The organism is Psychroserpens jangbogonensis, from assembly GCF_000797465.1.
Classification (GTDB): Bacteria; Bacteroidota; Bacteroidia; order Flavobacteriales; family Flavobacteriaceae; genus Psychroserpens; species Psychroserpens jangbogonensis.
This window is the reverse complement of sequence record NZ_JSWG01000006.1, coordinates 49712-72080: the sequence shown is the minus strand read 5'-3', so window position 1 is coordinate 72080 and position 22369 is coordinate 49712. Positions and strand designations below refer to the sequence as shown.

At 32.1% G+C, this 22369-nt stretch carries 17 protein-coding genes; all 17 read right to left on the bottom strand.

The features are described 5' to 3' along the window. Window positions 1-30: 30 nt before the first annotated feature. The 17 genes from RH81_RS17195 to RH81_RS03680 all read right to left on the bottom strand — a co-directional run bounded on the left by RH81_RS17195 (window position 31) and on the right by RH81_RS03680 (window position 22368). On the bottom strand, window positions 31-180 hold the full coding sequence (locus tag RH81_RS17195; RefSeq protein ID WP_206539386.1) for a hypothetical protein: 150 nt from the start codon (window positions 178-180) through the stop codon (window positions 31-33). A 99-nt stretch (window positions 181-279) separates the two neighbouring features. Continuing rightward, window positions 280-867 (bottom strand): class I SAM-dependent methyltransferase, encoded by a 588-nt coding sequence (locus RH81_RS03755; protein WP_033957959.1) that lies wholly within the window; start codon window positions 865-867, stop codon window positions 280-282. Next, entirely contained in the window at window positions 867-1163 is a 297-nt protein-coding gene (gene trxA / locus RH81_RS03750; protein ID WP_033957958.1) for a thioredoxin, read from the bottom strand. Before trxA ends, RH81_RS03755 begins: the two co-directional genes overlap by 1 nt. Window positions 1164-1220: 57 nt before the next feature. Beyond that, window positions 1221-1679, bottom strand: a complete 459-nt coding sequence (locus RH81_RS03745; protein WP_033958711.1) for a c-type cytochrome — start codon at window positions 1677-1679, stop codon at window positions 1221-1223. A gap of 3 nt (window positions 1680-1682) precedes the next feature. Then, window positions 1683-2021, bottom strand: a complete 339-nt coding sequence (locus tag RH81_RS03740) for a rhodanese-like domain-containing protein (protein ID WP_152604779.1) — start codon at window positions 2019-2021, stop codon at window positions 1683-1685. Window positions 2022-2302: 281 nt separating this feature from the next. Beyond that, on the bottom strand, window positions 2303-3103 hold the full coding sequence (locus tag RH81_RS03735; RefSeq protein WP_033957950.1) for a sulfite exporter TauE/SafE family protein: 801 nt from the start codon (window positions 3101-3103) through the stop codon (window positions 2303-2305). Between the two features lie 63 nt (window positions 3104-3166). Continuing rightward, entirely contained in the window at window positions 3167-3799 is a 633-nt protein-coding gene (locus RH81_RS03730) for a Crp/Fnr family transcriptional regulator (RefSeq protein ID WP_033957947.1), read from the bottom strand. A gap of 106 nt (window positions 3800-3905) precedes the next feature. Beyond that, entirely contained in the window at window positions 3906-4916 is a 1011-nt protein-coding gene (locus tag RH81_RS03725) for a LacI family DNA-binding transcriptional regulator (protein ID WP_033957945.1), read from the bottom strand. A gap of 22 nt (window positions 4917-4938) precedes the next feature. Next, on the bottom strand, window positions 4939-7053 hold the full coding sequence (locus tag RH81_RS03720) for a thioredoxin domain-containing protein (RefSeq protein WP_081988221.1): 2115 nt from the start codon (window positions 7051-7053) through the stop codon (window positions 4939-4941). 125 nt (window positions 7054-7178) lie between these two features. Further along, a complete protein-coding gene (locus RH81_RS03715; RefSeq protein ID WP_033957942.1) occupies window positions 7179-9107 on the bottom strand; it encodes a T9SS type A sorting domain-containing protein in 1929 nt (642 codons plus the stop codon). Between the two features lie 208 nt (window positions 9108-9315). Continuing rightward, window positions 9316-12612, bottom strand: a complete 3297-nt coding sequence (locus RH81_RS03710) for a VCBS repeat-containing protein (protein ID WP_033957941.1) — start codon at window positions 12610-12612, stop codon at window positions 9316-9318. 69 nt (window positions 12613-12681) lie between these two features. After that, on the bottom strand, window positions 12682-13566 hold the full coding sequence (locus RH81_RS03705) for a glycoside hydrolase family 17 protein (RefSeq protein ID WP_033957940.1): 885 nt from the start codon (window positions 13564-13566) through the stop codon (window positions 12682-12684). After that, complete coding sequence (locus RH81_RS03700) at window positions 13556-15043, bottom strand: MFS transporter (RefSeq protein ID WP_081988195.1); 1488 nt, start codon at window positions 15041-15043, stop codon at window positions 13556-13558. Before RH81_RS03700 ends, RH81_RS03705 begins: the two co-directional genes overlap by 11 nt. Before the next feature lie 43 nt (window positions 15044-15086). Further along, window positions 15087-16571 (bottom strand): glycoside hydrolase family 30 protein, encoded by a 1485-nt coding sequence (locus RH81_RS03695; RefSeq protein WP_033957939.1) that lies wholly within the window; start codon window positions 16569-16571, stop codon window positions 15087-15089. 11 nt (window positions 16572-16582) lie between these two features. Next, window positions 16583-17602, bottom strand: coding sequence for a glycoside hydrolase family 2 TIM barrel-domain containing protein (locus RH81_RS03690; RefSeq protein ID WP_033957938.1), 1020 nt, complete (start codon window positions 17600-17602; stop codon window positions 16583-16585). Beyond that, a complete protein-coding gene (locus tag RH81_RS03685) occupies window positions 17599-18891 on the bottom strand; it encodes a glycosyl hydrolase family 17 protein (protein WP_033957937.1) in 1293 nt (430 codons plus the stop codon). Before RH81_RS03685 ends, RH81_RS03690 begins: the two co-directional genes overlap by 4 nt. A 15-nt stretch (window positions 18892-18906) precedes the next feature. After that, window positions 18907-22368: a hypothetical protein gene (locus tag RH81_RS03680; RefSeq protein WP_033957934.1), complete on the bottom strand. Its 3462-nt coding sequence runs from the start codon at window positions 22366-22368 to the stop codon at window positions 18907-18909. Between the last annotated feature and the right edge of the window lies 1 nt (window position 22369).

Below are 22369 nucleotides of genomic sequence, written 5' to 3'. Positions count from 1 at the left end.
CCTTTTTTAATAACCATAGAAAACTAAATGCTACCTTTCTTTAGGCTCATCTTTATTTCTATCACTAGTTGTCATAAATTTCACTAAAAAACCTACAAGAGTCAGACAAACTAGCCCAAAAATAACTATCATTATTACTCCATTATTCCAGTTGTATAATCCAATGCTTTGAGATATCATATTATTTAGATTTAGTCGTTGTTTTGAGATTATAAAATTATAATTGTGTTGTTCAATTAACTATGATAATTGTCAGTAATTAAAAAGTATCATAAATAATTAATTAGTCTTTTTTTCTAATATAAAAAATAGTTCTTGGTCTACTCTAGACTCATGTGAGTTATATGCGTTTTCAATAGTTCTTATATTAAAACAGTTACCAAAACGCTTAACATATTCAGATTTAGAACCTCCAAATGGCGGACGTTCTGTATACAATGCAACATTAAATAAAAGGCCTGTCAACTTTCCTTTATTAGAAAGCAAGGCATTCATTTTAATCACATAATCATTTCTTAACCGAGGTTCGATTGCACAAAAGAACGTTTGCTCTAAGATCAAATCAAAAATCATATTCAAATCGAAGAAGTTTTTATTCAACAATTGTTCTGAAGGAAAACTAGGAATTCGTGATTTTATATTGTCTAGCGCTGTTTGCGACACATCAACAACAAAGACATTTTTAAAACCAAGATTAAATAGATATTCAGCCTCATAAGAATTTCCTCCTCCAGGAATCAAAATTCTTATTGATTTGTCTGTTAGTTGATTAATATAAGTTTTAAGTGGTGTAGATATTTGCCCAAGATCCCAACCTATATCATTGTTTTTATAGCGATGATCCCAGAAATCTTCATTTAAATTCATTAATTATTTTTTGAAATAATATTTAGCAATTCTTCTTTTTGAATGATTCCAGACTGTCTCCAAATCTGCTTCCCTTCTTTAAATAATAAAAATGTTGGTACGCCTCTAACTTGATATTTAGCGGCTAAGGATTGGTTTTTATCAACATTGATTTTTATAATTGATACCTTATCTCCCAAAACACGTTTAACATCTTTCAAAATAGGGCTCATTGTTTTACAAGGTCCACACCAGTCCGCAAAAAAGTCGATTAACACTGGTTTGTTTTGATTTATTATTTCTAAAAACTTGCTCATACCTGACAAACTATTACGTGTTTAAAATTACATTTATATATTTATTTCAACTAATTATTATCCTCTGTTCTTCCCTTTTCTTGACTTAAAGTGTTCTTCAAACCACTCAGGTTGTTCAATCTCATTGTCATAAATATAGTTGGATATTTGCTCAATTGTTTCTTCTGGAAACACTTGCTTTGGCATTATTCCAAAACGTCTCACTGCTCCATTCATTTTAGCACTATCTTCAGTTGGGTTTTTAATCCAATTTTGAATTGCACTAATAAATTCTTCTTTGGTTACTCCTTCATTTATATAATGCTTTTTGATAGCTATCATAGGAGGTCCAAGTCTATCATCATGGCTTGCTGTTGGATTGTGACAAGCATAACAATTTGTTTCCATTAATTTCTTTCCAGGATGTGTACTTTCCGTTTCAAGCGCTTTCATTGATACATACGCTGTTTCTTTTTTAGTGTCGTTACAACTAAAAATCAGTATAGATAATGTAAACACAAATATTATATTTTTCATGATTTAATAATTTAGAATTCCTCCTTTTAAATCGTAGATTTTTTTAAAATCCATATTTGACAGTTTTCTAGCAGTCTGTCTGCTGCGACTCCCACTTCTACAATACACATAAACAGGTTTTTCCTTACTAAGTTTATTAAACTCTAAATCAAAGTTTCTTGAAAAAAAGTCAATATTTTTAGCGTTTTTAATGTGACCAGATTTGTATTCTTTAGATGTCCTTACATCAATTAATTGAATGCTCTTACCGTTTATTTGACTTTTAAAGTCAATAGGCGAAAGCACTTCAATGTATTCATTGTGAGGTGGTTTTCCACCAAAAATTGTAGACAAAAACGACATACTATTTACTATTTTTATTATAATTAATCTAGAACTAAAACATAATAAAAGTACTCCATTTTCAGTTTAAGATTTGTAACCTTTGTTACACAAAAAAGCGCATCCTACTATTATTTCGGACACGCTTTTTACCAACCAAAAATCATGTAATCTATCTTGCTGTTTTAGGACAAGCAATCAAACTCTATCCTTAAACATTTATGTTTTTAATGTTATTTAATTTGAACAGTATAAAAGTAGTATATAAATTTATGCTGTGATGTAACAAAAGTTACACACTCTTACTTAGTTAGTTCTTTGAAGATGATATAAACTCCCATTACCAGTACAAACCAACCAAATCCTTTTTTAAGATTTTTACCATTGATAAACTTTGACAAGTAGATACCTAAAAAGATCCCGAAGACCGAAATTGAAGTGAATTTGATTAAAAACATCCAATCGATATCTAAGTTTTCAACATCTCCTATAAAACCAATTAGTGATTTAATTGCAATAATTAAAAGAGACGTTGCAACTGCTTTTTTCATTGGCAACTTGGCTAAAAGAACTAGCGCTGGAATAATTAGAAATCCGCCACCTGCTCCAACGATACCTGTTAGAACACCTACCACAAAGCCTTCAATTATTATTAATGGGAAATTATAAACAACAACGGTTTCTTCTCCAGAATCGTTTCGTTTATTTCTTATCATTGATATAGAAGCCACCAACATTATTAGTGCAAAGAACAGCATGATTGCTATGTTCTTAGTCATTATAAAGGAATTGATGGTAAACAATTCTTCTGGAATGGCAGGCACCAAATATTTTCGAGTTGCATACACTGCAATAAATGCAGGAATTGCAAATACAATAGCTGTTTTAAAATCGACAAGGCCTTTTTGAATATTCCTTATGGCACCTACCAATGCAGATACTCCAACAATAAATAAAGAATATGCAGTTGCAGTTACTGGATTAATAAACATTAGATACACTAAAATTGGAACTGTTAAAATAGAGCCACCTCCGCCAATAAGTCCTAAAACAACACCTATTAAAAGTGCTCCAAAGTATCCTAAAAATTGTTGTACATCCATACCTTATATTTTCATTCAAATCTAAATTGAATTTGAACGGTATTTGGTAACAAAAGTCACCTTTTATAGGTCTATAACCTTAATATTATTTCTCTGAAGCTCAATTTTACCGTTAATAGCCAACTTTTTTAGTAATCTAGAAATTACTACACGTGAAGTATGAAGGTCTTGTGAAATTTCTTGATGAGTTACATGTATAACATCATTATGATTGACCATCGCTTTATCTTTTAAATATATAAACAAACGCTCATCCATTTTTAAAAATGCTATAGTGTCAATGGCATTAAGCAATTCAGACATTCGATCATGATAACTTTGCAAAATAAATTTTTGCCAACTTTTGTATTTCCCTAACCATTCTTCCATTTTTTGAACAGGAATCATAATCAATTTTGTGTCAGTTTCAGCCACAGCTCTTATTTCACTTTTAGATTGACCTAAGCAACAAGAGAGCGTCATGGCACACGTATCTCCACGCTCTATAAAATATAAGATGAGTTCATCGCCATTCTCATCTTCTCGAAGAATTTTTATAGCTCCACTCACTAAAAGTGGCATAGATCTAATGTAATCTCCTATTTCTATAAGCTTATATCCTTCTGGTATATCTTTGCAGGTGCCTACACTATTTATTTCTTGAAGTAACTCTTCTTCAAATAAATACCCATAATTTGCCTCTAATGCTTCTAACATAAATTTATTTTATGCCTTAAATATAACTCATTTGGAAAGTTTAGAAAAGCCAATCGACTTCATTTAACAAACAATGATTTTCGAAATTACTTAAATCTACAGTATCTTATTTTGTTGTTTCTCTTAAAACCAACTTCGTTTTTATAATTTTAGTTGTAGACTTAACCTGATCTTTATTATTTAAGCGATTAAGTAATAGCTTCACAGATGCTTTTCCGATATCTAATGTATTTTGAGAAATAGAAGATAATTTTGGGTCTGTAAATTGAAGTACGTTTTCGTCAGAGAAACCAATGATAGATAAATCTTCAGGAATATTATAATTCAATTTTAAAGCCTTTTGAAGAGCTACAACTCCTGATGTATTGTCAATAGAAATAATCCCATCAACGGAAGGATTATTTTTAAATAGATCTTGAATCGTTGCATCTGCTGAATCATCACCTCTTTTTATAGAAATAACAGTAGGCTTATTACTATAATCACTAGCATCGTTCAATGCTTCAATATAACCATTTGTTCTAAGTTTACCGACACTCAAATCATGAATGTCACTTAATAAAACAATATGTTTTCTACCTTCAGACAATAAATGCTTAGTGGCTTCATAAGCAGCACCAAAATCATCTATAATCACTTTATCACAGTCTATATTATCTGAAACTCGATCAAATAAAACAACGGGAATGTTATGACTAAGTATTTGATTAATATGATCTACATTATTTGAAATCTGTGATTCTTCTGAAATAGACATTATAAAACCATCTACGCTTCCGTTAGATAATAATTGAAGGCTATTTATCTCTTTAGATTTTTTCTCATTTGAAAGACATGTAATAATATTATACCCTTGTTTAGAAGCTTCCTTTTCGATTGCTAACAGCGCCTTCGCAAAAAAATGATTAAGGATATTGGGTATAATTACACCTATCGTATTTGTTTTACTATTCTTGAGGCTAATAGCCACCTTATTAGGCTTATAATTAAGATGCTTAGCTAATGCTTTAACGCGTTCAATTGTATCTGGACTTATTTCTTCACTATTATGTAGTGCTTTTGAAACCGTAGAAATTGAAACGTTTAATTGTTCTGCTAAGTGTTTTAGTGTTACCATTGGATTTTAATTAAGTATATAATCACTTCAATAATTGACTTACTGCTTGTTTTGTTTCGGTTACGGGCAATTTACATGAACCATCTACACAAACATAAATATAAGTTTCATCATCGTTGAATCTATTTTTCATTATAGGAATTTCACTTTCAGTAATAGCTCCAGCTACCAAAATGTTTGGCAAGTAATATCCATTAAGCTCACTAACTTTTTCTTTTGCATTAGCCCCAGAGAGTGCAACTTCATAATATGGGTTTGAGTAATTCAAATAAAGATTACCCCAATTTGAATATGCTGAAGGTGACTTTTCTAAATCAGAAATAATATTACTCAACATCTGTTTTGCCATTTTAGAGTATGAATTATTTGAGTAGTAATGACTTAATTTGAATAAATTATGTGCTAAAACTGAATTTGAAGAGGGAATTACATTATCGTAAACTTCAATCTTTCTTGCTATCAAATTGGTTTCAGTATCTGACGTAAAATAAAACATGCCATTATCTTTATCAAAAAAATGGGCAATAGTATAATCCATTAATTCATTTGCAATTTGTAACCATACCTCATCTAAGGTCACTTGATATAAATCTATATAAGCAGAAATAACATGAGCATAATCTTCTGAAAATCCTTCAATGGTACTTACTCCATTTTTATAATTATGAAACAATGAACCTTTTTTAGATATCTGATTCTCTTTTAGAAAGTGTGCGTTTTTTAGTGCGGTATCTAAATACTGTTGTTCTCCTAAAACTCGGTAGGCATCAATATAAGCGCTGAGCATCATAGCATTCCAAGAGGTTAACACCTTATCATCTGTTCTTGGTCGCTTTCTAGTTGATCTAGCTTTAAACAATTTAGATTTCCAATCGGAAACTTTAGCTTTTAATTCTTTTAGAGACAAGGAGTTTCCTTTTAAAAACTCTTCGTTGGTTTTGGTTTTAAATAAGATGTAATGATTGTTTTCCCATTTCCCTGTTGAGTTTATATTATAATAAGATTTAAAAAGCTCAAAATCTCCTTGCAGAATAATTTTCAATTCTTCTTTAGTCCATGTATAAAATACACCTTCTTCCAATTCTCCTTCTTCAGTTTCACTATCGGCATCTAAAGATGAATAAAAAGCACCTTCATCATCTGTAAGTTCTTTTTCTATAAATTGTAAAGTTTCAACCACTACAGTTTTAAACTCTTCTTTACCTGAAAGCTGATACGCTTTTGAATAAAGGCTCACTAATTGAGCATTGTCATAGAGCATTTTTTCAAAATGCGGCACATGCCATCTCTCATCAACAGAATAGCGAGAAAACCCTCCACCTATTTGATCATAAATTCCACCATTAGCCATTTTAGTTAATGTCAATTCAACAAAATCATTCAACTCTAAATCATTATTTTGAAAACCATATCTGAACAAATAATCTAAATTGGATGGCATCGGGAATTTAGGAGCATTCTTTTGACCTCCATCTTTAAAGTCTAAAGTTGGCATCCATTTATCTTTCAACTCATTAAGAGACTCCTTTGTAAATTGAATATCTTCTTTGTTTAATACTATTAAATCTGAGTTTTTAACGCCTTGTGTTAATTTCTCAGCGTATGCAATTACTTTATCAGGATCTGTACGATACAAGTCGGACATATCTTCTAATATTTTTGTCCATTGTGTTTTTGTAAAATATGTACCGCCAAAAACTGGTCTACCATCTGGTAAAGCTATGCAATTAAGAGGCCAACCTCCACTGCCAGTCATTAACTGAACAGCATTCATATACACTTGATCCACATCTGGTCGTTCTTCCCTGTCTACTTTAATATTAATAAAGTTGTCATTCATGATATTGGCTACAGAATCATTTTCAAAACTTTCTTCTTCCATTACATGACACCAGTGGCAAGCTGAATATCCTACAGAAATAATGATGAGTTTATTTTCCTCTTTTGCCAATTTTAAAGTCTCTTGATTCCATGCTTTCCAATCTACAGGATTATAGGCGTGTTGAAGCAGATACGGACTTGTTTCATTAATTAAGTCGTTCGTGAATGGTTTATCTTCAGTTATTGCCGAATTGTTCTTATTAGAACAACTACAAAATAGAATTAAAACGAGTATGAAATAGATAATAGTTTTCAATGCTGAATTTTTTATCAATATAGTAAAAATGGCTCTTTGGTTATAGTATAAAACAGTTAAATAAAAAAAGCGTGTTTAATAAATTAAACACGCTTTTAATGCTATTAAGCAATAATATTACAATCTTATTCTTTAATAAGTCTAATCGTCTTAGATCCCTTGGTACTTTCTAATTTAGCGAAGTATATTCCAGAATTCAAACCAGCAGAACTTATTTGAACTTCATTTTCACTAAAAGTCAATGTTCTTACTACTTTTCCTAATACATCATATACTGTTACTTTAGAAATTGGATTATTACTAGTGATATTCCAATTTGTTGAAGTTGGATTTGGATATGCTTTAAAAGATGCTGTATCAAATTCATCAACAGATAACGGATTTTGAGTAAGTATGATATTGTCTATAAAAACTTTTCCAGGATCTGTGACAGCTTGCATAAATGGTTCAAATTTCCATTGGAACAAGTTAGTACTAGAAAACCCAAGATTCGTAAAATAAGTCATTGGTATCGATACTTGAATCCATTGTCCATTAACAATTGCTTCTTGTGTTCCAATTTCATAAGTATGTTCAGTGACACCACCATTATTACTTATCATTCTAAACTGAAAACCAGGTACGCCAACCTCAGCCCAATACATAAAATGAACAAAACCATAAGCAGACACATCATCTGGACCACCTTCTCCTTGACCATACCCAGCAAAGGTAAAATCAAATCTCAAAGCCTTATTCTCTCCAGCGCCTGTATCTAAATCTGGCTCGCCACCTATAGTACCAAAATCATATGCAAAAGGAAATACTGTAGAATAACTGTTGGTATCATTATAAATACTATAAGTCTCACCATCAGGTGCATTTGGTATTGGAGCAGCTTCAGGATCTGGATCATCAGGAGTAATTGCAGCACCGAGTAATCCTCTAATATTATCATAAAGTGTTGTAGTAACGGGAGAAGGACCATTTGCATCTGCATTACCATCCCATCCTGCTCCATTCCAATTTGGAAAAAAGAAGAGACTTTCAAACTCACTATTTGATGCACCTGAAGGTGGGTTATCTTGAATATCATCAAAATCAAATGTTAACGTAGCCCATCCTCCACCAGGATGTTCTGCATGAGTAGCTCCATCAGAACCACCACCTCCAACAACTCCAACAGCTTTAGCTAAAATCCAAGTAGTAACATCAGAATAAACATCTACTTGCATTGTTCTTTGGTTAGCAAGATCTATATAATTATCTTGTAGTATTAATGCACCAGCCTGCCATGGAGCAGAAGCTTCTTCCGTAATAATTTGTCCATAATTCCCATCAGATGCAACCATATTTGATCCAGAAATAGGTGCAGATTCAACTGTAGATGTAGTACTACCATTATCATCTAACCACGTTGTACCAGCGACAACAGCATCAAAATTATCTATTAAGTCGTAAACTTGTGGATCTGGTGGTATTGCAGAACCGACTAGCCCTTTAACATTATCATATAGTGTTGTAGTAACTGGAGAAGGACCATTTGCATCTGCATTACCATCCCATCCTGCTCCATTCCAATTTGGAAAAAAGAAGATGCTCTCAAACTCACTATTTGATGCACCTGAAGGTGGGTTATCTTGAATATCATCAAAATCAAATGTTAACGTAGCCCATCCTCCACCAGGATGTTCTGCATGAGTAGCTCCATCAGAACCACCACCACCAACAACTCCAACAGCTTTAGCTAAAATCCAAGTTGTAACATCAGAATAAACATCTACTTGCATTGTTCTTTGGTTAGCAAGATCTATATAATTATCTTGTAGTATTAATGCACCAGCCTGCCAAGGAGCAGAGGCTTCTTCTGTAATAATTTGCCCATAATTCCCATCAGATGCAACCATATTTGATCCAGAAATAGGTGCAGACTCAATAGTAGATGTAGTACTACCATTATCATCTATCCAAGTAGTGCCAGTGACAACAGCATCAAAGTTATCCAACAAAGTATAAGTTTGCGAGAAGCCAAACAATGAAGTTAATAAGAATGTTAATAATGTAATTTTTTTCATAATTTTTAGGAATTTGTTATTTATACATGCAAGAAAATGAATTATATTCAATTACACTGTTAAAGGCACCTATACAAAAACCATACAGTTGAAAAAAAAATGATTTGAAGGCACAACATAATTTAAGATTTAATCAACTGATTTCGAATAAGTTAAATTAAATAAAAAGAAGAAATATCAAAAAAAACAAACCTATACAAATTTAAATTTAAGGCTTCATGCTAAAAACAGATAGGTCGGCATTATTATTAGTCACAAGAATTAAGACTTTATTTTTTAAATGCAATTGCTTTACATCTCTACTATCAAATGGCACATAAAAGCCACTTTTATTTGGAGAGACAAAATTAAAATTGTTTTTTCCATCACCAAGAAGCACACTTCCAAAACCAGCATCATAACGTGTGGTTTCAACTTCAACTCCATAATGATTACCAACGGTAATTATATCTTGATGACCATCTTTATTAATATCAAATACAAGTGTTGATTTAATTGGTGAAATTTGAGCTTCATTAGGTAGTGATTGACTGACCAATTTGCCATTGTCATTAATAAGAATGATACTTTCAAAACTTTTGATTTCATATACAACGGCATCGTCCATCTTGTTTTCCGGTAATATATCTATCAATTTTGATGATGCAAAACTATCGTAGCTTTCAAATTTTTCAGCAACAAAAGGCATCTGCTGACTTGTGCATTCTCTGCCTCTAACAGGTACATAACCATCTTTATAAAACTTAGCTAATACAACATCATTAGTTCCATTATTATCAAAATCATTTGTATAGACTTTAAAAGGATGTTCTGCCGACGCTTTAAACTTGTTGTTTTTACCTAAATTACCAATGATGTAATCGTCATCACCATCATTATCTAAATCACTAGCAGTAATTGACCACCACATTCCTCTTGTGTCTTTAAGTCCGTACTTTTCTGAATCATCTTCAAAAACACCATCATTATTTGTAAGTACTTTAATTCCCATCCACTCACCTACTATCATCAAGTCTTCATCATTATCTTGATCAATATCAGTAAAAACAACTTCAGTTACCATTCCTATATCTGTAAGAGCTGGAGCAATTTTGTTTTCAGCTTTTTTAAAATTCCCATTGTCGTTAATCAACAAATAGCTGGTTGCGGGAAATGTGTATTTTCCTCTAATGAGTCTTGTTCCAACAAATAGATCTAAATCTCCATCGTTATCAATATCAGACGCTTTAATGCATTGAGAGCTTTGTGCAATTCCAGGTAATGCACTTTCATTCTTAGAAAAATCACCTTGACCATCATTAATATATAATCGATCTCTTAATTGTGTACTACCAGTATTATATTCATTTCCTCCACTAGCAATATAAAGGTCAAAGTCTTTATCGCCATCGACATCAATAAAAAGACAACCCATATCTTCAGAAGCTTTGTCTTTATTCCAAGGTTGGGATATACTCTTTGTAAATTGACCATTTGATTGCTGTAAATAGAGCATTCCGCTTTGACCTAGAGCTCCTCCAATAAATAGATCCTCCAATCCATCTCCATTTACATCTTTAACCGCTGAAAAAGGTCCGTTTTCTGATAACTTATGAGGAAGGAGGATTTGTTCTTGAAAATCGTCATAATCATTTTCTTTGTGAACAAAATCAATACCTATCTCTTTAGTTTTTATTTGAGTAGTTAATGTCTCTATTTTTTCTTCTTTCTTTTCAATAGACTTAGCATTAGAGAATTTTGCAACTATTTTAGTATTTGCCTGTACATTTTCATAAACATTCACTTTCCCGTTAGGCCAAATTACTTCTACTTTTTCTACTTCGATATCTTTACCTAAGCCGAAAAACAAATTATGTTCTACTGAAGAAATAAAACCTCTTGTCACAGTGTTTTCAGCCATTTGCATTTTACCATTGTGATAAATAATAGCTTTAGCTCCTATACCAAAAGTGTTTTTCTCGGAACCTTGGATGTCAATTTTTAAAAAATTTCCAGTCGCTTTATTTTCATATACGAATGCTGGCGCATCAATATTATTAGTTATTATATCTAAATCGCCATCATTATCTAAATCGCCGTAAGCCATTCCGTTTGAAAAGCTAGGTGTATCAAAACCCCAATCTTTAGTAACCTTTTCAAATTCTAAATTTCCTTTATTTCTGAATGCATAATTAGAAATAGGTTGAGAAGGCGTGTCTTTACTTAGTTGAAATAAATCTTCGGCAGTAGCACCTTTGCTTAAATTTTGAACTTTAGTTCTGTAATCATTATTATCGACATCTTTTTTTATCCCATTCGAAATCATAATGTCTTTCCAACCGTCATTATCTAAATCCACAAGTAGACTTGCCCAACTCCAATCTGTAAAAGAAACACCAGCCATATTTGCTATATCTGAAAAGCTACCTAAACCTGTATTAATCTGCAATGTATTAGTCATGTACTGCCGATGAGCACCAGCTTCTACCATACTATTAAATGCTTTAGTACTCATTGAAGCCATGTTCGTTTTTGAACGGTAATGATCATCAGGAGTCATATCTGTAGTAATTAGGTCAAGTAATCCATCGTTATTAATATCACCAGTATCAGAACCCATACTTAACTGTGTGATGTGGTTTAATTGTTCATTAATTACATTTGTAAATGTTCCATCACCATTATTATAATACATATAATCTGGTTCAGCATAATCATTTGCAACATACAAGTCCATCCAACCATCATTATTGAAATCTGTAGCGTTTACACTCAACCCATATGATACATCTCTAGAAATACCAACTTCTTCTGAAACATCTTTATATTTCCCATTGTCATTTCTATATATTCTATCTCTAAAAAATTTGAATTGATTTCTAGGTATTTTATTAATAAGTAATAGTTTCTTGTCAGCTAGTTGGTTTACCTGATACATATCAAGATCACCATCATTATCCATGTCAAAAAAGACAGCTTGTGTAGAAAAACCATAATCACCTAAACCATACTTAAGAGCAGACTCAGTAAAAGTCAAATCCTGATTATTAATGTACAATTGATTTCTACGGTCTTCAGGCTTATCAGAATTACCATTTCGACTCACATAAATATCGAGATAACCATCTGCATTTACATCAGCCATGGTTACACCCCAAGTCCATCCAGAGTTCTTTGCCGCTTTAGATTTTTTAGTGATGTCTTCAAATTCAAAATTTCCTTTATTAAGATATAATCTATCAGCAACTTGATTGCCACCAAAAAAAACATCTGGTAGTCCATCATTATTTAAATCTCCAATTGCTACTCCTGAGCCAACATACATTTGACTGTAGTAATAATGATTGAAATAAGTAGATTCCTGTATTGTGTTACTAAAATCTATTCCAGTACTTTCTTGTGGCAATAGCACAAGACCACCTATTAATTCCTCAGGATATAAATCTCTTTGAGGTTCGTCTTGACAGCTAAAAAAAGTAGTGATGACAAGGATTAAAACTAAATATTGAATAATTGTCTTTTTCATTTTCAATTTAAATTAATTAAATATAGGAATAACAACAGTCATTTACTAGTATGCAGTTAAGAACAATGACTAGAATTTTAACTTTTCATCTTTATCCCAAAGTCCCCAATATGCACCAACATCGCCTTCATCCCCAACTTTCCAAGACTCGTCAAAAGAAGAAAAATAGAACATATCTATATCATCTTTTTTAGACCATTTCTGGGCATTTATAAAATACTTCATTGCATTTTCAAATGATGGATGTGATCCTTCAAAACTTGAACCTAAATTTGGCCAACCCGTTTCTGTTACAATTACTTTTTTTCCATTAGCAGCAGCTTTTGCTTGAGCAAACATTTCCTTCATATACAAGAGTGAATACTCTAGAGGGCAACCTTCCCAAAACGGATAACAATTGGCTAATATGACATCACAAGCTTCTGTGATTTTTGGTCTTTCAGTAAATTCGTAATAGGCATCAACATAGCCCATAGGTATATCTGGTATGGCTTGTTTTACTTGGTTCATGAAATCTAATAATTTTTCTTCACTCAAATCTCCTCGATACATAACTTCATTACCAACTGCAGCTATATCTACATAGCCTTGTTTTCCCAATTTTATTAAACCTGCAATTTCACGTTTGTTAATTTCGGTATCATCACCTAACCAAGCGCCAACCATAGTTTTAATTCCATATTCGTGAGCTATTTTCGGTATTATTTCATTACCATCTGTACATGAAAACGTTCGTATCCATTTTGTATATGGCTTGATAATTTCCATACGTGTACGAATTTGTGCTTCAGAAATTTGATCGCCAGCTTCCTGACCTTCTTCATAAGGGCTAAAGCACAACCCATGCATTCCATTATCTAAAATGTTATTGAATTCATCTTGTAATTCTTTATCAGACTTTTGGGCAAGAGTTACTCCTGCCAGTGACATTATTTTACCAGCTCTAACCGACATTGTATTTTTTATTTTTAGATGTTATTTTACTTTTATTGTGTCTTGATGATCCATTGTCTTCAATAGCATTATCATTAGCTCGTTTATCAAGTTCTGCTCTAATTTCATGAGCACGTTCTTCAGTAAGATCATATTTACGCATTACTATTATGGCGAATAATGTTCCTAATATTGGTAATCCAGAAAAGAATAGACGTAATCCAGTAATTGCGCCTTCAGATTGTGAAGCAAAGTCAGCATTAAAACCTATACTTGATAAGATTATTCCACTCAATAATCCAGCTATTGCAAATCCAAATTTCACCATCCACCAGTATATGGCTCCGAAAACACCTTCTCTACGTAAACCTGTGTTTAATTCATCAAGGTCAATTACATCTGCTGTCATGGACATCATAAGCGTAAATAAACTTCCTATTCCAAAGGCAAAGAATGGTAACCCAAAAATGAACATATATGGTTTTCCAGGAATAAATAGAAACCAAAGTAATATATAACCTAATATTGAAATACTTTGAGATGTTATAAACGCTTTTTTCTTACCCATTACTTTAGACATTCTCGTTACAATTGGTATAACCAAAAATGTAGTTGCCAAAGCACCAATACTGCCAAAAAGCGTTGGCCAAATTCCAGCTGCACCAGCATCTCCATTAAATAAATAGTATACAACAATGAAAAAAGTAAATGCTGCAACAGTATTAAAAGCATTGTAAACTAAAAATGTGGCGATGCATAGTTTTCTAAATGGTTTATTTTTAAAAGCTTCCTGAAACCCATCAATTATTCCATTAAAACTGCTACCCATGTTTTTCACATTTAAGGGTGCATAATCTTCGTTAATTGTAGATTTACTTTTGATAAAAATTGCTGGAACGATAGCACAAATCATACAAATAAGACCAACCCATACGGCAATAGTTCTTGTAGCGACATCAGCAGATTCAAACCATCCTTGATCATACATAATTACCCAAAACCAAGGAGCTATAACCCATGCCCATTGACCTATCCATTGAGCAACAGCCATAATATTGGTTCGCTCATGGAAATCGTCACTCATTTCATATCCCATTGCAACATAAGGAACGCTAAAAATTGTTAGCCCTAAATAAAACACAAAAGACCATATTATAAAATATATGAAATTGTAATCTACACTATTTTCTCTGTGCAATTGCCACAGAATCGAGAATGAAATCCCCATTATTAGAGCACCCAGTAAAACATATTGTCTACGTCTTCCCCATTTTGATTTCGTATTATCTGAAATGAATCCCATAATTGGATCTGTAATAGAATCAAAAATTCTTGGTAAAAAGAATATTACGCCCCACATCCATCCTGGAAAGCCCAAGTCTTGAACTAATACTACCATAAAAATTCCCATGGCTGCTGGAAACATTTGATTAGCAAACATACCTATACCAAAAGCGATTTTTTGGCTTAGTGCTACTTTATTAGATGTTATAGACATATTAAGGTTTTTTAAAATCGTTATTATTTTTAATCTGTTAATTTCATGAACTAGGAATAACTATAGTCTGTATTGCTTGTCCGTCAATTTTAAGATTCACACTAGTATTATTTAATATTAAGTTGAAATTTTTTGCAATTGCTTCTTCATTAAAAATCACTACAACAATAGAGTCATCTATGTTTTTAACAGCAGTTACCATTATATTTTGATTTGTATTTTGAGTTCCAATCTTCATTGCTCCTGGACGTATATACTTACTGAAATGTGACATTGTATAATAAATTGGTGTAAAATACACTTCGTCATTATCTGGATCAACGATAATTGGCGCTACACACCAGTTTTCAAACCAGTTTGGTCCACCTTGTTTATCTAAAACCATATTCCAATCAATCCAACCATCTACCCAATTATTAAGACAGCCAATAATATCTCTTGCGTATCTATTTACTGGAGCATATTTAGGATGCAAATGTTTGTCTTTTTCTGATGCCCAATCCCAGCCCCAATCTGTAGCTTCTTTAGTCCAGTACCATTTATCATCTCTCCATTTTGGGATTTCAGAATCTACACAACCTTCAGTTTCGATCAAATACTTATCTGGAGCCTTATCGTGTGCATATTGTAGATCTTTTGAGAAGTAATCATAAGTACTCTCATACCAATGGATAGCTGTGCCAGCAAAGTACTTTGAAGTCTCTTCATCTTTAAACATCACATCAACCCAGTCTTTTATACCTGCTCTATTTTGATCGTAACCAAGAATTTTTAAATGACCTTTCCCATCGGCTTCAAGCCTTGGTCCCAAGTGGTTCTGTACAAAATCTGTTTCTTCTTCTGGTGAAAAGTGCATACTTTCCCAATTATTACCATTTCCATGTGGTTCATTAACAGGAGTTAATCCCCAAATATCAATTCCTTCAGCCTTGTAAGCATCTAAATATTTAGAGAAAAACAATGCAAACGAATCGTAGTACTTTGGTAATAGTTTTCCGCCTACATATGCATTATTATCTTTCATCCATGGTGGTGCAGTCCAAGGAGAAGCAACAATTTTAAATCCATCCTTTGAAATTGCTAAAGCTTCTTTTATCATCGGAATTAAATCATCTCGATCTTCATCAATTGAAAAACTATTCAACCCAACATCTCCTTCTAGTGGAGCATATGTGTAATTTTTTAATGAAAAATCACATGAACTAATATGAGTTCTTGTTAGTGAGTAACGTGCACCAGATTCTCCAAAGTAAGCTTCTATAATTTTATTTCGGTTTTCTTTACTCAAACGTTGTAGTAAAGACGCTGAAGACTCTGTAAATGAGCCTCCTATACCAGTGATTTTCTGATATGTTTCTTCTGGTAATATTTGTATGGTATCTACGTTAACTCCTGAAGAAAATTGCGTGATTTTAGTCAGTTTATTACCATTGGCTGATGTTTCGAAAACATTAACAGTTAGGGATTGCTTACAATTCATCATTGTCAATACTAAAAGAATGCATAAGCTATATCTGAATATTTTCATATGCTTTCTTATTAATTTTTGCTTTTATTTGAGTTTAAATAGCTATTCTTAATTACAGAAAATGCCTGTTTCTTTTTTCTGTCTATATCTACAATTCCCCAATATTCTTCATTCGGAGATGCGTCATAAGGAACTCCTGTACTATTTGGTGCTGATCCTCCAACATCCTGAACATCATTATTTCCAGCTTTCCACCATCCATCTGTAAAAGAAAATAGTGTAACACCTGAACAGATATCTTTGTTTTCAAAAACATCTTTTAAAATTTGTTTTGTTGCATCTGCTTGTGCTCTTTGGTTTTCACCTTGTTCATAGTCATCCTTAGCTGTTTCCATATAGCTATCGCTGCCAGCTTCAGATAAATACATAGGCTTAGAGCTTACTGATTTCCATTGTTTAAATATGGGTCCAGGTTTATCCCATCTGTAGACATTCATTCCCCAAACATCAATATTTGGGCTTAACGAAAGTGCAAGTTCATTTGGTAAATCTCCATGAGCAGTTGTTGTTGGGTGAGATGTATCATTTTCATGAATCAAACCTGCAGCTTCATTCATTTCATTGTACCAGTTTTTAATATCGTCACCAAACCATTCAGGATGGTAATTATATTCATTACCTAATTCCCACATCAAGATTGCATTGTGATTCTTGTATTTATTTACATAGTCTATAAAGGATCCAGAATCGATATCATTTACTCCACCTTGATTGTACCCAAAACCAATAATTACTTTGATTCCTGCTTGATTAATTTCATCTAGAACTTTTACATTATTAATTGGAGAATAAACTCTAATCGTATTAATTCCAGCTTCTTTCATTAATGCTAAATCTTGTGTTAGAGTAGCAAAATCTCTTTTATTTGGGCTTCCTTTTGGTACTGGGTGATAACAAATTCCTTTAATTGTATATAAAGAATCATTGACGTAAATATGACTTTCTTTTACAGAGACTTTACTGTTTTGAGATGTATTTTCACAAGACATTAATACACATGTTATTAAAAGAAGGGTTATATAATGTCTCATTTCAAAGTTGATTTAATTGTTGGAACCATAACGTCTTTCATTAGTTCATCTATACTTCCATTGTAAGTTTTAGTAATCGGATTTCCATTTCTCGTTAAGCCTTCAAAAACACCTTGATCTACTAAATCCCAAAGTGCATAATTTGCAAGGCCATTAACTGTAAATAAACCAAAATGATTTTCCGAGCCTTTTTCATTTTGTGCGTCCTTCCAGTGTTCATCAAATGCTTCAAAATAAAAGCAAGACATTCCAATTGAATTTGTCCAGTCTTTCATAAGCTGATAATAAACTCCTTCTTTATATTCATCTGTTGCTTTAGATCCAGAATCACCATATAGACCGCTCGAAAAGCTTGCCCAGCCTGTTTCACCAATATGAATAGGTTTGTTTATTCCTAAACTTTTTATGTAATTGTAAACACTGTCATATTGCGACTTAGCGTATCCTTGAGCCCGCAACATTGCAGCGTCAATTTTTTCTTTCTTAGATAAATCTATTTCAGATTCTAACGAGCCCCAAAAAACAGGATTATAATGGGTATCGTGCATTGGATACGTATGCATAGAAATATAGTCTACTGCGTTTATTAGTTTTTCTAAGTCTTCAACATGATACTCTGCTCCACCTCCACCCCAAGATGCAAAATTATCAGAGCTGGTAATCCATAAATCTTTTGATAACACCTCAGATTTTTTTAAGTCTTGTAAATGATTCACCCATTTCAAAATCACTCCTGGTTGTACATAATATTCTTCAGCCCATTTCACCATAGCTTCATTTCCTACCGCCAAAATTTTAACTATGTGTGGATATTTTTTTGCTAATTCTACAGCTGTTTCAACTTCTATAGGGTTTCTTTTACTTTCTTGATTATGATCTGGATGACCATCTTCTCTATAGAATGCGTTTTTACAATCAATCCACATCCCAAGCATCACATACATTTCGAAACTAGGATCTTCAGCCTTTAACTGATGAATTGCTTCTAGTGTATTTGCAGCCTGATCATAATGAACATTATAGGTTCTAAGTATTTTGACACCCATTGCATTAAGGATTTTCATATCTCCCTTAATCTCTTCAATAGTAGGTTGTATATCTCTAGTTTTCGTTCTATAGCCTCCATAAGAGATTGCTAAATACTCTGGATTTCCTAAAATATCTTTTGCGTTCAAATTTGATTGGTCTTTTACTATTATTGAGTTATTTTTATTTTTAATGGCATTATTACATGAAAACACAAGTATTATTGTAAAAAGGCATATCGCTATTTCTATACTTTTTTTCATGGATTAAATTCTTATCTATTTTTTTAATTCAACAATTACATGATTAATTTCACCTGTTCTATCAAACAGCTTTTTACTTGTATTAATATCTGTTTTTAATGAATTGAATTCTACTGAAGAATCATTATTTAAAACAACATTGATCCGATTCTTATCTGAAATTTTGTAAATAATTGGAACTTGACAATAGGTAAAACAAAAAGAATCTTTCTCTAATTGTAATGTCTTTATGTTTTTGTTGATATCTGTATATGTAAATGAATTAGGTTCAGCCAAAAACTCTTTTCTTCGTAATAATCTAGGATTGAATAATAGAACTCCATCTTTTACAAAAACGCCTAACTCACCAAATCTGCAGAGCACATCTTCTTTTACTTGTCCTGTCATTCCAGGTTGTTGAGCGCCTTTTCCAGCTGGTGTATGTGAATATGGATCAGTTGGAAATGCACCATACAATTCTGGAGACTTATGAACTCCAATTCCTTCATTAATTTCGTAATAGTGTTCTAATAACCTGCCAATAATTACCTCATTTTCATTTTGTTCTAAAGCTAATAAACAGTTTTCTTGAACCGCTAATAGCAGTTTAGAAACCATATGCCAATAAATAGAACCTAAACCTTCGTAACCGAAAAATGTTCCAGATCTACCTGTAAAGGACTTATGATCAAACATCTCTTCGAAAACATCTAGTAATAGCTTTCTATCTTCCTTTATTAAAGACTGGTATTTCTGTTGAGGCAATTCATTTAGTGCTTCTTTTAAACTTTCAGCATTATTAAAATTACCATTGAAGTGATAATGACCAATACTATCTTTTTCTATAATTTGTGTATTACCATCTGCTATAAGTTGTTGTAAAAGTTTTGACTTTTCAACAGATGAAGATGGAATGTTGTTTTTATCTACAAAACGAGATAAATCCTTATTGGGATATAAAATATAACTATACTGATCATTTCTAAACAGGGCACTTTCTTTTAAACCATCTAATACATCTAAAGCTTCTTTTGGTTGTAAATACCCGGAGCTCAATACAGCAACTTGTCCTTCTAACATTTCAGACAAATGCGATATTGAAACTTCAGTATCACTTTTAACCGTCATTAAATTGTACGCATGATATAATCTATCTTCTCTTTTATTTGCTACAATTGAATGATCTAAGTATTGCTTTATTAGCGTAAAGAACTCTAATAAGTTGTCCTTAGTTACAGGGCTTTTATCACTTTTAAATCCAGAATTATATATCTTGATTCTATAAGTACTACCTGCAGTTCCGAGACCATCTAAGATGGTTTTTCTTTCAGAATCTGAAACTTTACCAGAAAGAACACTTACATTTTCATTTAAGATGGTAACAACAGAGTTGAAAAAGGTTGTTAACTCAATTGAAACGTTATAGTTTTCTTCAGAAGAACTTTGTACAATTTTCTCAAAGAAGTTTATAAATCGTCTTAAATAATACAAGGTTACCATTGACACTCCATTCCCAACCAAAGCGTTGTTTGCGTCATTCCATTCTGGTCTTTGCGTATTTAACCAAATACCACCTTCAGGAATGAAATTAGACACTTTGGCAAGAACCGTTGCCAATAATTTTTCAATGAGATTTACCTTAATAATAAATGAATTTTCATCTCTTAATAAAGCGCCATCTGCTCCCAATCTATCTTTTTCTTGATTTATCTTTTCGTCTAAATCATAATCGAAATCTATTGTATCCTTAGGGTTTTCTAATGTCTCTTGATAACTCTTAATTTTATAAGGAACATTAGCATACACAAATAAATCTTGCGTAAAGCAACTCGATAATTTATCTGGATAATGGTTTTCGATAAACTCTAAAAACTTAAGTAAATAAATGATTTGGTGATCACCCCAATATCCAATATAAGACCATGGATCATCAGCTTCAATAGCTTCCCAATCAAATCCATCTTTTGTTACTCTATATGGATTATATCCTTCAAATGTTGTTGCATTTAAAAACTTATGTATCATTCCTTCTATAAAAACAGGATATGAATGTGCCAAAGCTTCCCAGTTTTGAAAAATATCTCGCCAGTTACCTTCGTAATCCAAAATTTTAGAACCATCAACTTCACTGCGTGTATTGATAGAAAACTTGTTCCAAGGTCTACTTGGATCTCCATGCCTTCTACTAAATTTTAATGGCAAATACTCAAAGCAAAGTCGTTTAAAGTTTATATCTTCATCTAGGTTTGCCAGTTTTTTAATAAAGTCTACATTAAATACTTCAGGCAAATGCAATAAAATTTCTTCTTTCTTTTTTGCTACTTTTTTATTTGCTTTTGCAATGTATTTTGCAAAATCTTCTTTTTCAATTTTATAATTGTCATCAAAAATACCACCTCTCATAATATTGAAAAGCGTATTCGCAAAATGTCGCGTATTTCTTAATTTGTTATCACCAAGTTGAATTCCATCTGAAGCTCCAACAAGTTCTACAAGATGTTTTGTGCCTTCTTCTATATCTTTTTGGACAAGATCTTCAAGGTTGTTATTATTCTTTATTTTTTCTGAAATATCATTAATTGCACTAATTGTTTGGTTCACATTTGCAATAAACATCCAACTGTTTCCGCTATTAGGTTCTAGGCATAAATCTTTAGAAACAAAATAGGCTCCCTTTTCTGCTTTTATATCTTTTTCTTGATGTATTTCTTCACCTCTTCTAAAGTTATTTAACTGAAGTGATGATATTAAATGGATGGGATTATTTAATCCTAAAGACCAGACAATATTAGATTTTAAAGCTTCACTTGGTTCTGCTTTATCAACTATAATTGCACTTAAAGCGAAAACACCTATACCTGTATCTGATTCTAGTTCACATTTTTTATAGGCATCTACAAGATTACTTGCAGAATTTTGAAAATCTGATGCTAGGCCATAAGGCAAAACATTTTGAATTCCATCAAGGACAGTAACGCTAATTTTTTTATCTGAATTGTTTATAATTCTAGCTTTTCTTACGAAACCAAATTGATTACTAGAATTCCATTGGTATCTAAAAGAGATGCCTAAATCTTCATTTATTTCTTCAAAAAGAACTTTGTTTCCATAGTTGTTTTTGTACAAATTTCTCTTTACAGAATATACACCTTGAAACCTATTAGAAAAAGGCTCCCATAAAAATGTTTTGTTTTCTAAATGGACTTGAATAATAGTTTTGCTTCCAGTGATTTCTGCAGATTCTGTAATTTTATCATCCGTATAATAAGGAAACAATGCATTATTAGCATCCTTTCTTCCTGCAGTTAAAGCGCCATTACTAGATATAAACATCCAGTGATTTGAATTACTAACAAGACTCATGAAAAACGGTCTCATTTTATCACTATTGGATATCTTATAATAAACTTCATTATCAAAATTCAATAACTCTCCTTTGACATCGCTCTCATGAAAAGAAGCTTTTTTATTTCCTATGTATATTGGGTTTTCGGTCATT